Source organism: Pseudomonas sp. P1.31, assembly GCF_001269815.1.
Lineage (GTDB): Bacteria > Pseudomonadota > Gammaproteobacteria > Pseudomonadales > Pseudomonadaceae > Aquipseudomonas > Aquipseudomonas rustica.
The window spans coordinates 102,756-123,095 of the sequence record NZ_LHVN01000007.1 but is presented as its reverse complement, the minus strand read 5'-3'; the positions used below and the strand labels follow the sequence as shown (position 1 = coordinate 123,095).

Here is a 20,340-nt window from a genome sequence, read left to right as displayed (position 1 = left end):
AAGCGGTGGGTCAGAAAAAGAAATGTCGCTGACACGCCCTCTTCGCGAGCAAGCCCGCTCCCACAGTTTTGATGCGGCGCGCTCAAAATCGTCAAAGCCATGACGTCAAATGCAAGGCGGATTATCTTGCAAAAGGTGTCACCGCCGTTATAGCCGTCAGGGTTTCCCCTATACCTCGCCCCTTGCATTGACCACGTCGGCCGGCCTTTGCTCAAAGAAATTCGACCGGATGCAGTCAACCACGCACGTTCACGCCTTGGGTTGGCTCGCGCCATGCCCCTATAATCGAATCACTTTGTTTGTGGAGCCCGTTATGCCGAATCTACGTCTCGCCGATTTGACCGCCGAAATCGAAGCCAACGTGCGCCGTGCGTTGCTCGAAGACGTCGGCAGCGGCGACATCACCGCGCAACTGATCCCGGCCGAACGTCTGGCCAAAGCCACCATCATCACCCGTGACGAAGCCGTCATCTGCGGCACCGCGTGGGTTGATACGGTTTTTCGTCAGCTCGATCCACGCGTCGCGGTGCATTGGCAAGTAGTCGATGGTCAGCGGGTAAAACCCAATCAGCCGCTTTTTCATCTGGAAGGCCCGGCCCGTTCGCTGCTGACCGGCGAGCGCAGTGCGCTGAACTTCCTGCAACTGCTGTCCGGCGTGGCGACGCGGGCGCAGTACCTGGCGGATTTCGTCGGCGAGACTCAGGTCAAGCTGCTCGACACCCGCAAGACCCTGCCGGGCCTGCGTCTGGCGCAGAAATACGCAGTCACCTGCGGCGGCTGCCACAACCATCGCATCGGCCTCTACGACGCGTTCCTGATCAAGGAAAACCACATCGCTGCCAGCGGCGGAATCCCGCAGGCCATCGCGGCCGCGCACAAGATCGCACCGGGCAAACCGGTGGAAATCGAAGTGGAGAGTCTGGAGGAGTTGAAAGAAGCGCTGGAAGCCGGCGCCGACATCATCATGCTCGATGAGCTGAGCCTGGACGACATGCGCGAAGCCGTGCGCCTGAACGGCGGCAAGGCGAAACTGGAAGCCAGCGGTGGCATCAACGAAAGCACGCTGCTGCCAATCGCCGAAACCGGGGTGGATTACATCTCGATCGGCGCGATGACCAAGGATGTCAAAGCGGTCGACCTGTCGATGCGCTTGAGTCTTTAACAGCAGCGGCAAGCTGCGAGCTACAAGCTACAAGCCACAGCGCTTTTGCTCCGACTTGTAGCTTGCCGCTTGAGACTCGCTGCTGCTCTTATACGACGAGATTATTCATCTCGCAGTACTCTTCCCAATCGACACCCAGCACTTCAGCCGCCTCTTTGTGCAGCACGAGGCGCTGCGCCTCGAACTCCTCCGGCGTGCTCGTGTACTTGAGCGTCAGCTCCCACGGCTGCAGGCCCTGGGCCTCGGCTTCGTCTTCGAATGCCCACTGAATCTGGTCTTTCTGATCATCAGGACTCAAGTCCTTGATCTCTTCCAACAGCTGGGGCGCGTCGAGTTTGTATTTCTCCAGCGCTTGTTCTTGACGTTGCTCTTGAGTTAATTCGGTCATGGCGTTCTCGCTGATCGTAAGAATGGAGGATGGATCTGGATCATCAAGGATCTCTCTGACGCGGTTTTTTCCGGCCTTCGGAACCATTCGGGATCATCTGAAAACTGCTAAGCGATGCTCATGCAGGCACCGAATATAGGACGTTTGCATGACGAATTACACGGGTCTTTACATCTCTCTCACAAAAAGTTGACCTGCGGAACATAAAGGCGGATTTCGAGCCGTAAAATTCAATAGCGTCTGAGGCAGGGGAGCAATGTCCACAACCTCAAGCCACGCTTGGCCAGCCCTCCATCCGATACCATTTTGCCTTCACGTCTGTATAGTGTGCCGTTTTTCAAAAGGGGCTCGCCAAAGCCCTCTCGACAATCTTGCCGGAATGGAAACTTCTTCAGGAAGGAAAGCTGCATGGCCATTCACGTCAAAATTCAAACTTTTACACTTCAGCGAAACAGCAATGACATTGATGAGGCAGGACATTCAAGCGCTTAGAGGATTAGCCGTTGCTTTGGTTGTCCTCGACCATATCGGCATTCAATTCCTGAAAAATGGTTACCTTGGCGTCGACATCTTTTTCGTGATTTCCGGATTTCTGATCACCGGGATTATCGCCAGGAAAATAAAAAACAATGACTTTTCATTCTCTGATTTCTACCTGAGGAGGGCTCGTCGATTACTCCCCTCTGCCTTGGCAACCATCGTACTGACCTCGATTGGCTCAGTTTTCTTTCTAAACTCAATTGAGCTCGCGGATCTTCAATCTCAAGTCATCGGCGCGCTGACCTTCAGCATAAACTTCGTGCTTTGGGGGCAGACCGGTTACTTCGATGTCGCGGCGAGCTTCAAGCCGCTACTGCATCTTTGGTCGCTTGCCGTAGAAGAACAGTTCTACTTGATTCTGCCCTTCTTCCTGATTTTTACTCCGCGCCGTTACTGGCCGGCGATGTTGGGTACGCTTATCGTTATCAGCCTGGCAGTCTGTATTTACCTTCTGGGGAACGATCGCAGCGCGGCTTTCTACTTACTGCCTTCACGTGCCTGGGAACTTCTTTTGGGTTCGGCAGGTGCATTGATCATCCACAGCGAGAGAGTCAGGTCGCTCTCAAAGACGGCGCTCATTCCATCAATAGTGGCGTTGATCGCAATTCAATTCGTCAGCACGGGCTTCCCACATCCAGGGCTTGATGCGCTAATCGTCTGCACCGCAACACTTATCATCATCCTGTCCTCAAGTACGAAGCTTAACGAGTTCGTAGCACTCAAGCCGCTTGCCCGGTTAGGTGATATTTCTTATCCGCTCTATCTGGTTCACTGGCCCATCATTGTGTTCCTCAACAGCTCTTACATAGGCCCAATACCGATCGTTATCAAAGTCGGAGTTGTTGCGTTATCCGTCGTACTGGCCATCGTCATCCATCATTGGGTGGAAACACCTCTACGCTCTGCTGGAAGGCGGCCCCTTCCAACATTTGCAGCTTACGCTTGTACAGCGACGGCCGTTCTTGGGCTTCACTTCGCGATCATTTTCATTTCGAAACCAGAAATTGATTTTGTAGAAAATCGTATTCCTAACACCGGCCTCGACAGGTCTTGCGACAGTCCTGTCCTGAATGACAACGCCAAGTGCAAAACCAGCGCCTCACCAAAAACACTTGTTTGGGGTGATTCTTATGCTATGCATTTGGTTCCGGGCCTGGCGACAGCTCAACACATCGACTTGCGTCAGGCTACGTTCAGCGCGTGCCCGCCATTCCTGGGGGTGTCGCCCTACAACGCGAAAAACCCAAACCCCAAGAAAACCGAGAACTGCATCAATTTCAATGATTCGGTTCTGCAATTCGTGAAAGATCACAAGGAAATAGACACGGTCATAATTGCCGCGTCATTTGCACAACACGCAAACCCTGGTTCTAAAAATTCGATCAGACAGGCCGATGGAAAAATCGAACTTGTCGACACCGGACTCGACTCTTTGAAAAGCAATATGCGAATCACTGTAGAGGCCGTTAGATCCACAGGGAAAAACGTCGTGGTCATTTCCTCGACTCCGGGAATCACCACGCAAAATCTACTCTGCATGGAAAGAACCCTGAGCAAGAAAATTGTCTTTGGTGAAAACACTGACTGCAACAAATCTCGCGAGACTTACGACAAACAAACTAAAAACATTAGAGCGTTCTACGAGTTCGTCGAGAAAGATCTGAACACTAAAGTCGTCAAACTCTCCGACACCCTCTGCGACGAAAAATCCTGCGTCAGTATCATAGATCGCGTTCCTATCTATCGTGACGAAGGACATCTGAGCAAGGTAGGTTCGATCAAGATTTTCGAGATGGCTGACGCCGTAATCAATTGAAGTCAGACGCGAAAACCGTTGAGGCCTCGAAGGAAAGTGGTGCCCGAGACAGGAATCGAACCTGCGACCTTCGCGTTACGAGTGCGCTGCTCTACCGGCTGAGCTACACGGGCGGTGGGCTAAACCTAGCACCGGTTTTCACAAAAGCAAAGATCGCAGCCTGTGTAGGAGCTGCCGCAGGCTGCGATCTTTTGATCTTTATGCCAGACAAAAAAAATGCCCCGCCGTTTTCACGGTGGGGCATTTTTATTGCGCTAAGGCCTGGGGGTGATTAAACGCCCGAAGCCTTGGCTGCTGCCACATCTTTGATGGACAGCTTGATACGGCCGCGGTTGTCCACGTCCAGTACCAGCACTTCCACTTCCTGGCCTTCTTTCAGGATGTCGGTCACTTTCTCTACGCGAGCGTCGCTCAGCATCGAGATGTGCACCAGACCGTCCTTGCCCGGCAGGATGTTGACGAATGCGCCGAAGTCGACGATGCGCTCAACCTTGCCCACGTAGATCTTGCCGATCTCGGCTTCAGCGGTGATGCCCAGAACGCGCTGACGTGCAGCTTCAGCAGCTTCCTTGGTTTCGCCGAAGATCTTGATCGAACCGTCGTCTTCGATATCGATCGAAGCCTTGGTTTCTTCGCAGATCGCACGGATGGTCGCGCCACCTTTACCGATAACGTCACGGATTTTGTCGGTGTCGATTTTCATCGCGATCATGGTCGGAGCGTTGGCCGACAGTTCGGTACGCGACTGGCCAATGATCTGGTTCATCTGACCGAGGATATTCAGGCGCGCTTCCAGGGCTTGGCCCAGAGCGATTTCCATGATTTCTTCGGTGATGCCTTTGATCTTGATGTCCATCTGCAGCGCGGTAACACCTTTGGCGGTACCCGCTACTTTGAAGTCCATGTCGCCCAGGTGGTCTTCGTCACCGAGGATGTCGGTCAGAACGGCGAATTTCTCGCCTTCTTTAACCAGACCCATGGCGATACCGGCAACCGGCGCCTTCATCGGAACACCAGCGTCCATCAGAGCCAGGGAAGCGCCGCAAACGGAAGCCATCGAGCTCGAACCGTTGGATTCGGTGATTTCCGAAACCACGCGGATGGTGTACGGGAACACGTCAGCGGCTGGCAGCATGGCCGAAACCGAACGACGGGCCAGACGGCCGTGACCGATTTCACGACGACCAGCACCACCCATGCGACCACACTCGCCTACCGAGAACGGAGGGAAGTTGTAGTGCAGCATGAACGGGTCTTTTTTCTCGCCTTCCAGGGTGTCCAGCAGCTGTGCGTCACGGGCAGTACCCAGAGTCGCGACTACCAGAGCCTGAGTTTCACCACGGGTGAACAGCGCCGAACCGTGAGTCTTCGGCAGAACGCCGACTTCGATGTTCAGCGGACGTACGGTTTTGGTGTCGCGACCGTCGATACGTGGCTTGCCGTTTACGATGTTTTCGCGAACGGTGCGGTATTCGATTTCGCCGAAAGCAGCTTTGACTTCGCTGGACGAAGGCTGGCCTTCTTCACCGGACAGCTTGGCAACCACCTGATCCTTCAGCTCACCCAGGCGAGCGTAACGGTCGGCCTTGATGGTGATGGTGTAAGCCTGGGAGATCGCTTCGCCGAACTCGGCACGGATAGCGCCCAGCAGTTCGGTGGCTTCTGGAGCCGGAGCCCAGTTCCAGGTTGGCTTGGCAGCTTCAGCGGCCAGTTCTTTAACAGCGTTGATCACCACTTGGAATTCGTCGTGAGCAAACAGTACGGCGCCCAGCATCTGGTCTTCGGTCAGCTCTTTGGCTTCCGATTCAACCATCAGCACGGCGTCCGAAGTACCGGCAACGACCATGTCCAGGCTCGAAGCAGCTTGCTGCTCGTAAGTCGGGTTCAGCAGGTAGCCGGTGCTTTCGTGGAAAGCAACGCGAGCGGCGCCGATCGGGCCGTCGAACGGAATACCCGAAATGGCCAGGGCAGCCGAGGTACCGATCATCGCAGCGATGTCCGGATCGGTCTTCTTGCTGGTGGAAACGACGGTGCAGACAACCTGCACTTCGTTCATGAAGCCTTCTGGGAACAGCGGACGGATCGGACGGTCGATCAGTCGGGAAGTCAGGGTTTCTTTTTCGGAAGGACGGCCTTCACGCTTGAAGAAACCGCCAGGGATCTTACCGGCAGCGTAAGTCTTTTCCTGGTAGTGAACCGACAGAGGGAAGAAGCCCTTGCCTGGATCGGCTTGTTTTGCACCGACTACAGTCACCAATACGCTGACGTCGTCGTCAACGGTGACCAATACTGCGCCGGAGGCCTGACGGGCGATACGGCCAGTCTCGAGGGTAACGGTCGATTGACCGAACTGGAATTTTTTGATTACCGGGTTCACGGTGTCCTACCTTCTTTGTGGCTCTTGGGGGAACTGGTTTCTTGCGAATTCTTGGGCAATGTCGGGAATCGGCCCAACGCCTGTCCAGGGTAAAACGTGTATCCAGATAAAACTTGAGGCTGGGAGCCTGCAAGCCGCCGGCGGTAAACCGCAGACGTCCGACAGACAACCAACCTCATAGCGCAATCGCTGATTAGCGACGCAGACCCAGGCGACCGATCAGAGTCTGATAACGACCCAGATCCTTGCCTTTCAGGTAGTCCAGCAGCTTGCGACGCTGGTTTACCATGCGGATCAGACCACGACGGGAGTGGTGATCTTTACCGTTGGCCTTGAAGTGACCTTGCAGCTTGTTGATGTTGTGGGTCAGGAGTGCAACTTGCACTTCTGGCGAACCAGTGTCACCAACAGCTTGCTGGTAGTCAGCAACGATTTGAGCTTTTTCTTGAACGTCGAGAGCCATGAGGCAATCCTTTTATCAGGAAACTGTTTCAAAGAAACAGCTTCAACAGGCCAGGGACAAATCCCTGTATCTATAAATGAGTAGTGACCGTGCCTGTTAACAGCCACCCTCGCCAGCCTGCTTTGACACAGACCGGTTTCGGTCATTCCGACCGAATCAGTCGACGTGGCGCAATGCGCCCGTCTTCGCTCACTTCACCGATACCGATGAAGCGACCATTGTGATCCTGTACCCGCACCATGCCGAACTTCGGAGCATCCGGGGCACGTACCGGCTGGCCGTTGAGCCAGTAGAACGCGCTCGCTTCCGAGAAGTGCAGCAGCGGCCAATCCTGCAAGCCGCTGTCCGATGGCATCAGGAAGCGATCAACCGCTTCGTTGCCGCCTTCGGCATGTACCGCTTCCAGCTCTTCGAGGGTCACGGTCTGCGCCAGGGTGAAAGGCCCGGCCTGGGTACGGCGCAATTCAGCGACGTACGCACCACAACCGAGTTGCTCACCGATATCCTCCACCAGGGTGCGGATATAGGTGCCCTTGCTGCAATCCACCGCAAGACGCGCAGTATCGCCTTCGAAGGCCAGTAATTCCAAGCGCGCAATAGTAACAGAACGCGGTTCGCGCTCCACTACTTCGCCTGCACGCGCCAGCTTGTACAGCGGCTGGCCATCGCGCTTGAGCGCCGAGTACATCGGCGGTATCTGACTGATTTGCCCACGAAATTTCGGCAATGCCGCTTCGACATCGGTGCGACCAACGGTCACCGGACGCTCCTGCAAAACCTCACCCTCGGCATCGGCCGTGGTGGTGGTCTTGCCCAGCTGCGCCAGGGTTTCATAGGCCTTGTCGGAATCGAGCAGGTATTGCGAGAACTTGGTCGCCTCGCCAAAGCACAACGGCAAGACGCCGGTGGCCAGCGGATCGAGGCTGCCGGTGTGACCGGCCTTCTCGGCGTTGAGCAACCAGCGAACCTTCTGCAACGCGGCGTTGGAGGTGAACCCCAACGGCTTGTCGAGCAGGATAATGCCGCTGACGTTACGACGGATACGTTTGACCTGAGCCACCGAATTACTCCTTGGTGTCTTCAGGTTCAGCAGCGACCGGGTGCTGATTGTCTTCAGCAACGGCACGCTCGATCAGCGCTGACAAATGCGCGCCACGCACGACGGATTCGTCGTAGTGGAAGTGCAGTTGCGGCACGCTGCGCAGCTTCATTTCACGGGCCAGTTGCATGCGCAGGAAACCTGCGGCGGCATTCAGCACCTTGATGCTTTGCGCGATGTCTTCAGCGTTGTCCTGCCCCATCACGGTGATGAAAATCTTCGCGTGACCGACGTCACGGCTGACTTCAACGGCGGTAATGGTGACCAGACCCACACGTGGATCTTTGACTTCACGACGGATCAGTTGGGCCAGCTCGCGCTGCATCTGATCGCCGATACGTTGGGTACGGCTGTATTCTTTTGCCATGATTTTGTTACCTGTTACTGCCCTGCGGTGAAACCCGCAAGGTCTGAAAGCGGCAAACGCCCGGCCTGACAAATGCCAGACCGGGCGTTGCGTTTAGAGTCCTTGTGATGCGCCACACCCTTGGGTGCGGCCGGCCATCACGGCTCCTGAAGTGCGCGAGTTAGAGGCTGCGAGCAACCTGAACCTTCTCGAAGACTTCGATCTTGTCGCCGACTTTAACGTCGTTGTAGCTCTTAACGCCGATACCGCATTCCATGCCGGCACGTACTTCGGAAGCGTCATCCTTGAAGCGGCGCAGAGATTCCAGCTCGCCTTCGAAGATAACGATGTCTTCACGCAGTACGCGGATTGGACGGTTTCGGTGCACAACACCTTCGATCACCATGCAACCAGCGATCGCGCCAAACTTCGGCGAACGGAACACGTCACGCACTTCGGCGATACCCAGGATATTCTCGCGAACATCGCTGCCGAGCATACCGGTCAGGGCTTTCTTGACGTCTTCGATGATGTCGTAGATCACGTTGTAGTAACGCATATCCAGACCTTCCTGCTCGACGATCTTCCGTGCGCCAGCATCGGCACGCACGTTGAAGCCGAACAGTACAGCGTTGGAAGCCAGTGCCAGGTTAGCGTCGGATTCGGTGATACCACCCACGCCGCCGCCTACTACGCGCACTTGTACTTCGTCGTTGCCCAGGCCATTCAAGGCACCGTTCAACGCTTCCAGCGAACCACGGACGTCGGATTTGAGGACGATGTTGAGCGTCTTCTTCTCGGCCTGACCCATGTTTTCGAAGATGTTTTCCAGCTTGCCGGCGTGAGCGCGAGCCAGTTTGACTTCGCGGAACTTGCCTTGACGGAACAGAGCCACTTCACGGGCTTTCTTCTCGTCAGCAACAACGCTCATCTCGTCGCCAGCGTCCGGGGTACCGTCCAGGCCGAGGATCTCGACAGGGATGGAAGGACCGGCTTCTTTGATTGGCTTGCCGTTCTCGTCGAGCATGGCGCGCACGCGGCCATAGTTCGAACCGACCAGCACCATATCGCCTTGACGCAGGGTACCGTCTTGAACCAGAACGGTTGCAACCGGGCCACGACCTTTGTCGAGACGCGATTCAACCACAACGCCACGGCCAGGAGCCGATGGAGTTGCTTTCAGTTCGAGAACTTCAGCTTGCAGCAGAACAGCTTCGAGCAGTTCGTCCACGCCAGTACCGACTTTCGCCGAAACCGGTACGAACGGCGTATCACCGCCCCACTCTTCGGAGGTCACGCCGTGAACCGACAGTTCGCTACGGATGCGATCGAGATCGGCGCCCGGCTTGTCGATTTTGTTCACCGCTACAACCAGTGGAACGCCAGCCGCTACCGCGTGCTGAACAGCTTCAATGGTCTGCGGCATCACGCCGTCGTCCGCTGCAACCACCAGGATCACGATGTCAGTCGCCTTGGCACCACGAGCACGCATTGCGGTAAACGCGGCGTGACCCGGGGTGTCGAGGAAGGTGACCATGCCGCGTTCGGTTTCAACGTGGTATGCACCGATGTGCTGGGTGATACCACCGGCTTCGCCAGCAGCTACCTTGGCACGACGGATGTAGTCGAGCAGGGACGTTTTACCGTGGTCAACGTGGCCCATTACGGTCACGACTGGTGCACGGGAGAACGACTCACCTTCAAACTTCAGGGACTCGGCCAGGGAATCTTCCAGGGCGGTGTCGCTGACCAGGGTCACTTTGTGGCCCAGTTCTTCTGCTACCAGTTGAGCAGTTTCCTGATCAAGCACCTGGTTGATGGTCGCTGGAGTACCCAGTTTGAACATGAACTTGATGATTTCAGCAGCCTTGACCGACATCTGATTGGCGAGATCGCCAACCGTGATGGTCTCGCCGATCTGCACATCACGCACGACAGGGCCGGTTGGGCTCTGGAAACCGTGAGCGTTGCGCTTCTTCAGCTTGGCCTTGCCGCGACCACCACGACGGAAGCCATCGCTTTCTTCGTCGGTAGTGCGTGGCGCCACACGTGGAGCCGGCGCTTTTTCTTTGACCGAGGCGCGATGCGGAGCGTTTTTGCGCTCGCCATCACCGCCACCGCTGCGACGATTGTTATCGTCAGCACGTGGCTTGTCCGGACGGCGCTGTTCGTTCTGCTTGTTACGAACTTCAGCAGACGGCGCTGGAGCAGCGGCAGAGACCGGTGCGCTTTCGCGTACAGGTTCGGCAGCGGCAACCGGCGCAGCAGCAGGGGCGCTATTAGCGTTCTGCGCAGCAGCAGGCTGATTACGCGCTTCTACTTCGGCGCGTTGCTTGGCTTCTTCTTCAGCCTTCTGACGGGCAGCATTTTCTACTGCGCGACGCTCATCCAGTTCACGCTTGCGCTCGGCTTCGATTTCTTCCGGGCTGCGCTGTACGAAAACTTTCTTTTTGCGGACTTCAACGCTGATGCTTTTGCTGCCAGCAACACGCAGGGTGCTGGTGGTTTTACGCTGCAGCGTGATCTTGCGTGGTTCTTCCACTTTCGCCTTGTGGCTGCTTTTCAAGTGAGTCAGCAGGGACTGCTTCTCACTGTCAGTCACATTTTCTTCGGCGGCGGTGTGCGGCAGACCTGCCTCACGCATCTGCTGCAACAGGCGCTCTACCGGTGTTTTGACCTCATCGGCCAGTTGTTTCACCGTGACTTGCGTCATGCACTTCTCTCCTCAGGCCGCGCCTAATTACTCGAACCAGTGGGCTCGGGCGGCCATGATCAACTTGCCGGCACGATCATCGTCAATGCCGTCGATGTCGAGCAGGTCGTCAATAGACTGCTCGGCCAGGTCTTCGCGGGTAATTACGCCGCGCACCGCCAGTTCCATCGCCAAATCCTTGTCCATACCCTCAAGCGAGAGCAGGTCTTCGGCCGGATGGGCGTCTGCCAGCTTTTCCTCAGTAGCGATGGCTTTGGTCAACAAACGATCCTTGGCACGAGCGCGAAGCTCGTTGACGGTATCTTCGTCAAAGCCGTCGATGTTGAGCATTTCTTCCACCGGTACGTAGGCAATCTCTTCCAGGCTGGTGAAGCCTTCATCTACCAGCACCTGTGCCAGGTCTTCGTCGACTTCCAGCTCGTCGATGAAGTTGCGCAGGATGTCGCCGGTTTCTGCTTGCTGCTTAGCCTGGATGTCCGATTCGGTCATCACGTTCAGGGTCCAGCCAGTCAACTGGCTAGCCAGACGCACGTTCTGACCACCGCGACCGATGGCCTGAGCCAGATTGTCTGCGCCAACGGCGATGTCCATTGCGTGGGCATCTTCGTCAACGATAATTGCCGCAACCTCAGCCGGGGACATGGCGTTGATCACGAACTGAGCCGGGTTGTCGTCCCAAAGAACGATATCAACACGCTCACCGCCCAACTCACCCGACACTGCCTGGACGCGCGAACCGCGCATACCGATGCAAGCACCTTGTGGGTCAATGCGTTTGTCCTTGGAGCGGACGGCGATCTTGGCGCGCGAACCCGGATCACGGGACGCTGCCATCACTTCGATCAGGCCTTCAGCAATTTCCGGCACTTCGATGCGGAACAACTCGATCAGCATTTCCGGCGCGGTACGCGACAGGATCAGCTGCGGGCCGCGGTTCTCGGTGCGGATTTCCTTGAGCAGCGCACGCAGACGCACGCCGACACGGAAGGTTTCGCGAGAAATGATGTCTTCACGGGCCAGCAACGCTTCAGCGTTGTTACCCAGATCGACGATCACGTTGTCGCGGGTGACTTTCTTCACGGTGCCGGAGATGATTTCTCCCAGGCGCTCGCGATAAGCGTCAACCACTTGAGCGCGCTCGGCTTCACGCACTTTCTGCACGATGACTTGCTTGGCAGTCTGTGCAGCAATGCGGCCGAACTCGATGGATTCGATCTTTTCTTCGACGACGTCGCCAACGTTGGCACCCGGATGCGTTTCAGCAACCTTGCTCGGCCAGGTTTCGATGGCCGGATCGTCGAGATCATTCTCTTCGACGACCGTCCAGCGACGGAAAGTTTCGTATGCCCCGGTGTGGCGGTTAATTTCCACACGCAGGTCAACTTCGTCTTCAAAACGCTTTTTGGTAGCAGTGGCCAAAGCCAGCTCCAGCGCTTCAAAAATTACGCTTGCCGGTACGCCCTTTTCATTGGATACCGACTCAACAACCAGCAGTACTTCTTTGCTCATCGTACGCCTCGCCTTTCGCAAGCCATTGGATCCGCGGGATCCGCGTCTCAGTCAAAACTGGGAATAATGTTGGCCTTGTCGATCATATCGATCGGCAACAGGAATTCATGGTCGTCTACCTGCACCACGACATCCTGTTCTTCTACACCGCGCAGAAGGCCCTGAAAGTTGCGTCGACCTTCAAAAGGCGAGCGCAGCTTGATCTTCACTTGTTCACCGACAAACTGGGCGAACTGCTCAATAGTGAACAGTGGGCGCTCCATGCCAGGCGAGGAAACTTCAAGGGTGTATTCAACGGTGATTGGATCTTCAACATCCAGCACACCACTGATCTGACGGCTGACAATGGCGCAATCGTCCACCAGCACGCCACCCTCTTTATCGATATAAACGCGCAACATCGAGTGACGACCCTGAGCCGAAAACTCGATACCCCAGCATTCATAGCCCAGGGCCACGACCACCGGGGCCAGCAAGGCCTGCAACTCTTCTAGCTTGCTCGACACCTGAACCCCCTAGTGCATGATATGTGCATGCTTTGCAAAATAAAAAAATGGGCGAAACGCCCATCCTTGAAACGCCGTCGAACAGCGGCGTTGAAAGTGTCCAGCTAACAAAAAGCCCCTGAAAAGGGGCTCCTTAAACTGGTTGCGGGGGCCGGATTTGAACCGACGACCTTCGGGTTATGAGCCCGACGAGCTACCAGACTGCTCCACCCCGCGACAAAGCTGGGGCGGAAGTATACGACCGATCCCTTATAGGGTCAATGTAACCTTCCACCTGCAAGAAAGCCCGCAACAGCGGGCTCTCCTGACTAATTGGTACCGAGAAGGGGACTCGAACCCCTACACCCTATGGGCACAACCACCTCAAGGTTGCGTGTCTACCAATTCCACCACCTCGGCAAAACTACGTTTGAAACCCTTCTTACTTCTGCTCTTGAGCTGGAGGTACGTCAGTCGCTGGAGTAGCCGACTTTTGCTCTTGAAGCACCGGGACATCATCAGAAGCCGGTTGTTGTTGCTTAGGTACTTCCAACACTGCCGGGTTTGGCAAACCTGCTTGAGTCAGCTGATGAGCTTTCTCTTTAGCAAAGTAACCTAACCCTAAGCTGGTTATGAAGAAACCGGCGGCAAGTATAGCAGTAAACTTACTAAGAAAGGTAGAGGAACCTTGGCTTCCGAACACAGTATTTGAAGCACCTGCTCCGAAAGACGCGCCAGCGTCCGCACCCTTACCCTGCTGCAGCAAAACCAGAGCAACTACGCCCAATGCACCCAGCAGATGAAAAACGACTACGACTGTTTCCAGCATTTTTTCAGTTTCCCGCGGCGCGACAGATCGCACCGAACTCATCTGCATTCAGGGAAGCTCCACCAATGAGCCCCCCATCGATATCCGGCATGCCGAACAGTTCGACCGCATTGGCCGCCTTCACGCTGCCGCCGTATAGAAGCCGCACACCTCGTGCGACTTCAGAATTCTCTGCCGCCAACTGCTCGCGAATGGCTTTATGCACATCCTGCGCCTGTTGCGGCGTTGCAGTCAGTCCGGTGCCAATGGCCCAGACAGGCTCGTAAGCAATGACTGCTTTTGCAAAAGCACCAACACCCAGCTCCTCGATGATGCTGCCCAGCTGACGCCCGACAACCTCAAGAGTTTTCCCGGCTTCGCGCTGCTCGAGGGTTTCCCCTACACACAACACCGGAATCAAGCCACATGCCTGTGCCGCTGCGAACTTGCGATTCAGCATCCCGTCTCGCTCGCCCATGATCTGGCGGCGTTCGGAGTGCCCGACAAGCACAAGGGAACAACCTGCATCCACCAACTGACTCGGTGCAATTTCACCGGTCAATGCACCTTGCATGGATTCCACCGCAGAATTCTGCGCACCGACCGAAATCGATTTACCTTTCAAGCCATCAACCACTTGGTTGATATACAAGCAAGGCGGGAATACCGCGACATCAACACCGCTTGGCAAGGCCAGATGACGAAGGCCGTTGATCAGCTCAGCGACGCTGGCGCGGGTACCGTGCATCTTCCAGTTACCAGCTACCATAGGGCGACGCATGCTGTACCTCGTCGGTCAAAGTGGGCGCAGATGTTACCCAACACAATCATGCCTTGCAAGCCGAATCAGGCAGAAACTTCAGTTACCAGTTTTGCCAGTTCTTCGGCGTAGCTTCGAACCTGCGTTTCGTCCTCGCCTTCGACCATGACGCGCACCAGAGGCTCTGTCCCGGACTTGCGCAAAAGCACACGACCACGACCCGCCATTGCCTGGGTCACACGCGCACTGGCTTCCTTGACAGCAGGATGCTCCAGCGGATTATCGCCGCCGCCAAAACGCACGTTGATCAGCACTTGAGGGCACTTGCGCAGCGCCTGACGGCTTTGCGCCAGACCCTCGTTACGAGTCTTGAGCGCCATCAGCACCTGCAACGCCGCGATGATCGCATCACCGGTCGTGGTGTGATTGAAGCAAACGATGTGCCCGGAATTTTCACCACCGACCAGCCAGTTGCGTTCGAGCAATTCAGCAATCACATAGCGGTCGCCGACATTGGCACGGATAAACGGAATTGAAAGCTCCGCCAGCGCCAACTCAAGACCCAGGTTGCTCATCAGCGTACCAACCACGCCGCCTTGCAGTTTGCCGCGTTCATGCAGGTCACGGGCGATGATGAACAACAACTCGTCACCATCAACGATGGCACCGGTGTGATCGACCATCAACACGCGATCACCGTCGCCATCGAAGGCAATACCCAGATCAGCATGCTCAGCCAGCACCGCCGCCTGCAACTGGCCCATATGGGTCGAGCCGCAGTTGTCGTTGATGTTCAAGCCATTAGGTTGCGCCGACAGCACCACCACTTCAGCACCCAGCTCGCGGAACACGCTAGGCGCTACCTTGTAGGTCGCACCGTGGGCGCAGTCGATAACAATTTTCAGCCCGGAGAAGCTGGTACCGGTCGGCACACTGCTTTTGCAGAACTCGATGTAACGACCGGATGCGTCGTTGATACGCGACACCTTGCCGATCTTGCTCGACTCAACCACCGTCATCGGTGTGTCGAGCAACTCTTCAATCATCAGCTCCAGCTCATCTGGCAGCTTGGTGCCTTTGCCGGAGAAAAACTTGATACCGTTATCGTCGTGCGGATTGTGCGAGGCACTGATCACAATGCCGGCTTCAGCCTGGAACGTACGTGACAGATAAGCGATGGCCGGCGTCGGCATCGGGCCCAGCAGCATCACATCGGCACCCGCCGAAGTCAGGCCGGCTTCAAGCGCCGATTCGAACATGTAGCCGGAAATCCGCGTGTCCTTGCCGACCAGCACCTTGCAGGCACCCATCTTGCGGAACGCCATGCCGGCAGCCCAGCCAAGCTTGAGCATGAAGTCAGGGGTAATCGGGTATTCACCGACTCGACCACGAATGCCGTCAGTACCAAAATATTTCTTGCTCATAAGTGCTCCATCATTCTTATTCAGCTGATTCCACGGCCGCGAGCATCCGCACCACGTCTACCGTTTCGGCCACATCATGGACACGCAATATACGCGCACCTTTCAGCGACGCCAGTGCCGCCAGTGCCAAACCGCCGTGCAGCCGCTCACCGACAGGACGATTCAGCGCCTGCCCGATCATGCTTTTACGAGAAACGCCCACCAGCAGCGGCCGGCCCAACGCATGCAGGGCTTCCATGTGCTTGAACAAGCTTAGATTGTGCTGCAGGGTTTTGGCGAAGCCAAACCCCGGGTCGAGGATGATTCGCTCGGCAGGAATACCGGCAGCCGCACATTGCGTCATGCGCTCAGCGAGAAACTCACCGACTTCCCGAGTGACATCCTGATAATGCGGATTGTCCTGCATATCGCCAGGCTCACCCAGCATATGCATCAGGCACACCGGCAAACCAGTTGCCGCTGCTGCATCCAGTGCACCATCACGCTGCAATGAACGGACATCGTTAATCAGACCAGCACCGAGCCGCGCCGTTTCGCGCATCACGGCAGGCGTCGAGGTATCAACCGAAATAACTACATCAAGCTCGCGATTGATCAGCTCGACGATCGGCGCGACGCGTTCAAGCTCTTCAAGCGGCGAAACCGCACGCGCGCCGGGGCGAGTCGACTCGCCGCCCACATCGATCAGAGTTGCACCAGCGGCGACCATGGCTTCGGCGTGGCGCAGGGCCGCGTCGAGCTGGCTGTAGCGGCCGCCGTCGGAGAAAGAATCGGGAGTGACATTGAGAATGCCCATGACATGCGTATGGGCCAAATCAAGAACCCGGTTGCCGCAAGGCAACCGGGTCAGGGACTGTGCAAAAGTCATTTCAAACCTTAAACGTCAGCAGCCGGACCGCCAATCGGTGTTTCCGGACGCTCATCCTGAACAACCGGAGGAGGCGGCGGTGTACCCGTGCCACCCGACCAGTCGCGAGGTTCGCGAGGTGTGCGACCGGCCATGATGTCGTCGATCTGTTCAGCATCGATCGTTTCGTACTTCATCAGAGCGTCAGCCATGGCATCGAGCTTGTCACGGTTGTCCGTGAGGATCTGCTTGGCCGTGCCGTAGCATTGATCAATGATGCTGCGCACTTCGGAGTCAATCAGCTTGGCAGTCTCACCAGAGAAGCTGGCAGCCTGACCACCACCGCCGCGACCGAGGAACACTTCGCCCTCTTCTTCGGCGTACATCAGCGGACCGAGTTTTTCCGACAGGCCCCATTTCGTCACCATGTTCCGTGCAATCTGGCTGGCACGCATGATGTCGTTGGAAGCACCGGTGGTAACACCGTCGAAGCCCAGTGTCATTTCTTCAGCAATACGGCCGCCGTACAGCGAGCAGATCTGACTGATCAGTGCGCGCTTGGACAGGCTGTAGCGATCTTCTTCCGGCAGGAACATGGTCACACCCAGTGCACGACCGCGCGGGATGATCGACACCTTGTAGACCGGATCATGCTCAGGCACGACGCGACCCACAATGGCGTGGCCCGCTTCGTGATAAGCAGTGTTCTGCTTTTCTTTCTCGGACATGACCATCGATTTGCGCTCGGCGCCCATCATGATCTTGTCTTTGGCCAGTTCGAATTCTTTCATCTCGACGATGCGCTTGCCGCTACGTGCAGCGAACAGCGACGCTTCGTTGACCAGGTTAGCCAGGTCAGCACCGGAGAAGCCCGGAGTACCACGTGCGATCACGGCCGGAGCGACGTCGTCACCCATTGGCACTTTGCGCATGTGGACTTTGAGGATCTGCTCGCGACCACGGATATCCGGCAGACCGACAACAACCTGACGGTCGAAACGGCCCGGACGCAGCAGCGCAGGGTCGAGTACGTCAGGACGGTTGGTTGCAGCGATAACAATGATGCCGTCGTTCATTTCGAAGCCGTCCATCTCAACCAGCAACTGGTTGAGAGTCTGCTCACGCTCATCGTGACCACCACCCATGCCGGCGCCACGATGGCGGCCGACGGCGTCGATTTCGTCGATGAAGATGATGCAAGGCGCGTGTTTCTTCGCCTGCTCGAACATGTCACGCACACGGCTGGCACCGACACCGACGAACATCTCGACGAAGTCAGAACCGGAAATGGTGAAGAACGGCACTTTGGCTTCGCCGGCAATCGCCTTGGCCAGCAAGGTTTTACCGGTACCCGGAGGACCGACCATCAGCACACCGCGAGGAATACGACCGCCCAGGCGCTGGAACTTGCCCGGGTCACGGAGGAATTCAACCAGCTCGCCCACTTCTTCCTTGGCTTCGTCGCAACCGGCAACGTCAGCCAACGTGGTTTTTACCTGATCTTCGGAGAGCAGGCGCGCCTTGCTCTTGCCGAAGCTCATCGGCCCGCCCTTGCCGCCGGCACCGCCCTGCATCTGGCGCATGAAGAACATGAACACCGCGATGATCACCAGGATCGGGAAGCTGGCCACCAGAAGCTGGGTCCAGATGCTTTGCTGCTCAGGCTGCTTGCCTTCAACCACAACGTGATTGTCGACCAGATCGCCGATCAGGCCATTGTCCTGAATCGCCGGACGAATGGTCTTGAAGCTGTCGCCATCGTTGCGTTTGCCGGTAATCACATAGCCATCAACCGCTACGCGTTCGACCTTGCCATCCTTGACCTGCTGGATGAAGTCGGAATAGTTGAGGGTCTGCGGCTCGTTAGGGCTGGAGAAGTTGTTCATCACTGTCACCAGGACAGCCGCGATGATCAACCACAGGATCAGATTCTTTGCCATATCGTTCAATTAACTACCCTCTGAAGCAAGCTCCGCTACTGGCGCGCGCTTCGCATGATATTCACCGGCCTAACTTACTACATTACCTACGGCTCTGGCAGGCGCCGTCTGTAACCCTTTGTGAAACACTTTCTACACAATATTCGCTAATGCGCTCGGGGCGAAATACGAAAAACCTATCACCCCGCCAAAAAAACTCCGTTTTACTCACTACGCCCGCGGTAGCCCCAAGCCAGCATGTATTGCTCGCGGGAGGTGCCTCGAGAAGAGTCCGGCTTGATCATCTGGATCTTGTCGAACTTCTTGCGAGCATCCTTCAGGTAGGTATCGAACCCTTCACCCTGAAAAATCTTGATTACAAAATTACCGCCCGGCTTGAGGATTCGCTCCGCCAAGTCTAGCGCCAGTTCACAAAGAAACATGGCTTTGGGCATGTCCACTTCGGGCGTACCACTCATATTGGGGGCCATATCGGAAATCACAAGGTCCACCTGCGAATTACCTACCGCCTCAAGGATCTGTGCGAGCACTGCATCCTCGGTGAAGTCACCTTGAATGAAAGTCACGTCCGGAATGCTGTCCATTTCCAGAATGTCCGAGGCGATCAGACGCCCCTGACCGCCGATCAACCGGCTGGTGACCTGCGACCAGCCGCCAGGCGCTGCGCCCAGGTCGACAACGCTCATGCCGGGACGGATCAGCTTGTACTTCTCCTGGACTTCCAGAAGCTTGTAACTCGCACGCGAGCGGTAGCCATCCTTCTGGGCCTGCTTCACATACGGGTCATTAACATGTCTTTTCAGCCAACCAAGGCTTGTCTTGGAACGCGCCATTGGGCACCTCGATAATTAGGGTCGTGATTAATTGGGCGGATCCACGAGCCCTCGGGTAAAATGGCCGCCATTTTACAGAATCCAGACGAAAGGGTCAGATTATGCCGCTCACTCAAGAGCAGAAGAAACAGTACAAATCCATTGGCCACCATCTGAAACCCGTTTTGACGGTAGCCGACAATGGTTTGACAGAAGGTGTGTTAGCCGAATTTGAACGTGCATTGGCGGATCACGAGCTGATCAAGATCAAGCTCACCATCCTTGATCGCGAAGCGCGCCTGGCGCAAATCGCAGAGCTGTGCAAGGTCGGCAAAGCGGATCTGGTACAGGTCATCGGCAAGATGGCACTGGTGTATCGCAAGAACTTCAGCGCCAACAAGCAGCTGTCGAACGTTCATCGCTTCAAGTGATGACAGGGGTCAAGGGTGTGCTTCGCGCACCCTGACACTCCACCCCGGCACCGGTTGCATTACCAGTATCAAACCGGAAAAGCCCAGAATCAGAAAACTGAATTCCTGCCAGCGCTGCGCCTCCGGCCAGCCGACACGCACCGCGACAAACATCGCGCACGCGTACAACGCCATCAGCAGCACCTGCCCGCGAAAATCCCGCCATAGACTGGCAAGGCCTTCGGCCTGAACCAGCACCAAAGCCTGAAATATCACGCAAGCGGCAGCGAATCCCACCACCAGCACTTCAAATGCAGCGGCTACTTCATCGATCAGCAGCGGCGCCAGGCCAATTTTGCCCAGTGCCGGCTGCAAACCGAGATGAATAAGCCATAGACCGCCGACCCATAACATCTGGGTCAGCTGCCAAAGCATGGCGCC

18 protein-coding genes and 3 tRNA genes are annotated in these 20,340 nt (G+C 56.3%); 3 read left to right on the top strand and 18 right to left on the bottom strand.

Annotated elements, in window-relative coordinates; translation table 11 throughout:
- The first annotated feature begins 313 nt into the window (after positions 1-313).
- Positions 314-1,162 carry a carboxylating nicotinate-nucleotide diphosphorylase gene (gene nadC / locus AD669_RS03815; protein ID WP_053117039.1) on the top strand — a complete coding sequence of 283 codons (849 nt, stop codon included), beginning with the start codon at positions 314-316 and terminating at the stop codon, positions 1,160-1,162.
- An 88-nt stretch (positions 1,163-1,250) separates the two neighbouring features.
- On the opposite strand, the gene AD669_RS03810 is transcribed toward nadC, so the two are convergent.
- The gene (locus AD669_RS03810) at positions 1,251-1,550 is read right to left on the bottom strand and encodes a DUF6388 family protein (protein ID WP_053117038.1); all 300 of its coding nucleotides are present in this window, start codon (positions 1,548-1,550) and stop codon (positions 1,251-1,253) included.
- Between the two features lie 256 nt (positions 1,551-1,806).
- On the opposite strand from AD669_RS03810, the gene AD669_RS03805 reads away from it, so the two are divergent.
- Positions 1,807-3,906: an acyltransferase family protein gene (locus AD669_RS03805; protein ID WP_082341382.1), complete on the top strand. Its 2,100-nt coding sequence runs from the start codon at positions 1,807-1,809 to the stop codon at positions 3,904-3,906.
- A gap of 37 nt (positions 3,907-3,943) precedes the next feature.
- Here AD669_RS03805 and AD669_RS03800 read toward each other — a convergent pair.
- The 16 genes from AD669_RS03800 to rlmE form a co-directional block, all read right to left on the bottom strand.
- A tRNA-Thr gene (locus AD669_RS03800) sits at positions 3,944-4,019 on the bottom strand.
- A gap of 158 nt (positions 4,020-4,177) precedes the next feature.
- On the bottom strand, positions 4,178-6,283 hold the full coding sequence (gene pnp / locus AD669_RS03795; protein ID WP_053117036.1) for a polyribonucleotide nucleotidyltransferase: 2,106 nt from the start codon (positions 6,281-6,283) through the stop codon (positions 4,178-4,180).
- Positions 6,284-6,476: 193 nt separating this feature from the next.
- Positions 6,477-6,746 carry a 30S ribosomal protein S15 gene (gene rpsO / locus AD669_RS03790; RefSeq protein WP_003177875.1) on the bottom strand — a complete coding sequence of 90 codons (270 nt, stop codon included), beginning with the start codon at positions 6,744-6,746 and terminating at the stop codon, positions 6,477-6,479.
- A 142-nt stretch (positions 6,747-6,888) separates the two neighbouring features.
- Positions 6,889-7,806: a tRNA pseudouridine(55) synthase TruB gene (truB, locus tag AD669_RS03785; RefSeq protein ID WP_053117035.1), complete on the bottom strand. Its 918-nt coding sequence runs from the start codon at positions 7,804-7,806 to the stop codon at positions 6,889-6,891.
- Between the two features lie 4 nt (positions 7,807-7,810).
- Positions 7,811-8,212 (bottom strand): 30S ribosome-binding factor RbfA, encoded by a 402-nt coding sequence (gene rbfA, locus AD669_RS03780; protein ID WP_007915259.1) that lies wholly within the window; start codon positions 8,210-8,212, stop codon positions 7,811-7,813.
- 160 nt (positions 8,213-8,372) lie between these two features.
- On the bottom strand, positions 8,373-10,904 hold the full coding sequence (infB, locus tag AD669_RS03775) for a translation initiation factor IF-2 (protein WP_053117034.1): 2,532 nt from the start codon (positions 10,902-10,904) through the stop codon (positions 8,373-8,375).
- A gap of 27 nt (positions 10,905-10,931) precedes the next feature.
- Positions 10,932-12,413, bottom strand: coding sequence for a transcription termination factor NusA (gene nusA / locus AD669_RS03770; protein ID WP_053117033.1), 1,482 nt, complete (start codon positions 12,411-12,413; stop codon positions 10,932-10,934).
- Between the two features lie 47 nt (positions 12,414-12,460).
- A complete protein-coding gene (gene rimP, locus AD669_RS03765; RefSeq protein WP_008088338.1) occupies positions 12,461-12,919 on the bottom strand; it encodes a ribosome maturation factor RimP in 459 nt (152 codons plus the stop codon).
- A 139-nt stretch (positions 12,920-13,058) separates the two neighbouring features.
- Positions 13,059-13,135 (bottom strand) — tRNA-Met (locus tag AD669_RS03760).
- A gap of 97 nt (positions 13,136-13,232) precedes the next feature.
- Positions 13,233-13,318: transfer RNA gene (locus AD669_RS03755), tRNA-Leu, on the bottom strand.
- Positions 13,319-13,340: 22 nt separating this feature from the next.
- Positions 13,341-13,727 carry a preprotein translocase subunit SecG gene (secG, locus tag AD669_RS03750; RefSeq protein ID WP_016986497.1) on the bottom strand — a complete coding sequence of 129 codons (387 nt, stop codon included), beginning with the start codon at positions 13,725-13,727 and terminating at the stop codon, positions 13,341-13,343.
- A gap of 4 nt (positions 13,728-13,731) precedes the next feature.
- Complete coding sequence (gene tpiA / locus AD669_RS03745) at positions 13,732-14,487, bottom strand: triose-phosphate isomerase (RefSeq protein WP_053117032.1); 756 nt, start codon at positions 14,485-14,487, stop codon at positions 13,732-13,734.
- A gap of 65 nt (positions 14,488-14,552) precedes the next feature.
- On the bottom strand, positions 14,553-15,890 hold the full coding sequence (glmM, locus tag AD669_RS03740) for a phosphoglucosamine mutase (protein WP_053117031.1): 1,338 nt from the start codon (positions 15,888-15,890) through the stop codon (positions 14,553-14,555).
- A 16-nt stretch (positions 15,891-15,906) separates the two neighbouring features.
- Positions 15,907-16,758: a dihydropteroate synthase gene (gene folP / locus AD669_RS03735; RefSeq protein ID WP_053117030.1), complete on the bottom strand. Its 852-nt coding sequence runs from the start codon at positions 16,756-16,758 to the stop codon at positions 15,907-15,909.
- A gap of 8 nt (positions 16,759-16,766) precedes the next feature.
- Positions 16,767-18,677, bottom strand: a complete 1,911-nt coding sequence (gene ftsH / locus AD669_RS03730; RefSeq protein ID WP_053117029.1) for an ATP-dependent zinc metalloprotease FtsH — start codon at positions 18,675-18,677, stop codon at positions 16,767-16,769.
- Positions 18,678-18,880: 203 nt separating this feature from the next.
- Positions 18,881-19,510, bottom strand: coding sequence for a 23S rRNA (uridine(2552)-2'-O)-methyltransferase RlmE (gene rlmE / locus AD669_RS03725; protein ID WP_053117028.1), 630 nt, complete (start codon positions 19,508-19,510; stop codon positions 18,881-18,883).
- 101 nt (positions 19,511-19,611) lie between these two features.
- On the opposite strand from rlmE, the gene AD669_RS03720 reads away from it, so the two are divergent.
- On the top strand, positions 19,612-19,920 hold the full coding sequence (locus AD669_RS03720) for a YhbY family RNA-binding protein (RefSeq protein ID WP_053117027.1): 309 nt from the start codon (positions 19,612-19,614) through the stop codon (positions 19,918-19,920).
- A 9-nt stretch (positions 19,921-19,929) separates the two neighbouring features.
- Here the strand turns inward: AD669_RS03720 and AD669_RS03715 are convergent, their stop codons facing one another.
- Positions 19,930-20,334 carry a hypothetical protein gene (locus tag AD669_RS03715; protein ID WP_053117026.1) on the bottom strand — a complete coding sequence of 135 codons (405 nt, stop codon included), beginning with the start codon at positions 20,332-20,334 and terminating at the stop codon, positions 19,930-19,932.
- Between the last annotated feature and the right edge of the window lie 6 nt (positions 20,335-20,340).

Bases quoted from the DNA above. Each gene is read 5' to 3' on its own strand.
- nadC (WP_053117039.1), top strand. From the start codon at position 314: ATGCCGAATCTACGTCTCGCCGATTTGACCGCCGAAATCGAAGCCAAC.
- AD669_RS03810 (WP_053117038.1), bottom strand. From the start codon at position 1,550: ATGACCGAATTAACTCAAGAGCAACGTCAAGAACAAGCGCTGGAGAAA.
- AD669_RS03805 (WP_082341382.1), top strand. From the start codon at position 1,807: ATGTCCACAACCTCAAGCCACGCTTGGCCAGCCCTCCATCCGATACCA.
- rpsO (WP_003177875.1), bottom strand. From the start codon at position 6,746: ATGGCTCTCGACGTTCAAGAAAAAGCTCAAATCGTTGCTGACTACCAG.
- rbfA (WP_007915259.1), bottom strand. From the start codon at position 8,212: ATGGCAAAAGAATACAGCCGTACCCAACGTATCGGCGATCAGATGCAG.
- infB (WP_053117034.1), bottom strand. From the start codon at position 10,904: ATGACGCAAGTCACGGTGAAACAACTGGCCGATGAGGTCAAAACACCG.
- nusA (WP_053117033.1), bottom strand. From the start codon at position 12,413: ATGAGCAAAGAAGTACTGCTGGTTGTTGAGTCGGTATCCAATGAAAAG.
- secG (WP_016986497.1), bottom strand. From the start codon at position 13,727: ATGCTGGAAACAGTCGTAGTCGTTTTTCATCTGCTGGGTGCATTGGGC.
- tpiA (WP_053117032.1), bottom strand. From the start codon at position 14,487: ATGCGTCGCCCTATGGTAGCTGGTAACTGGAAGATGCACGGTACCCGC.
- glmM (WP_053117031.1), bottom strand. From the start codon at position 15,890: ATGAGCAAGAAATATTTTGGTACTGACGGCATTCGTGGTCGAGTCGGT.
- folP (WP_053117030.1), bottom strand. From the start codon at position 16,758: ATGACTTTTGCACAGTCCCTGACCCGGTTGCCTTGCGGCAACCGGGTT.
- ftsH (WP_053117029.1), bottom strand. From the start codon at position 18,677: ATGGCAAAGAATCTGATCCTGTGGTTGATCATCGCGGCTGTCCTGGTG.
- rlmE (WP_053117028.1), bottom strand. From the start codon at position 19,510: ATGGCGCGTTCCAAGACAAGCCTTGGTTGGCTGAAAAGACATGTTAAT.
- AD669_RS03720 (WP_053117027.1), top strand. From the start codon at position 19,612: ATGCCGCTCACTCAAGAGCAGAAGAAACAGTACAAATCCATTGGCCAC.
- AD669_RS03715 (WP_053117026.1), bottom strand. From the start codon at position 20,334: ATGCTTTGGCAGCTGACCCAGATGTTATGGGTCGGCGGTCTATGGCTT.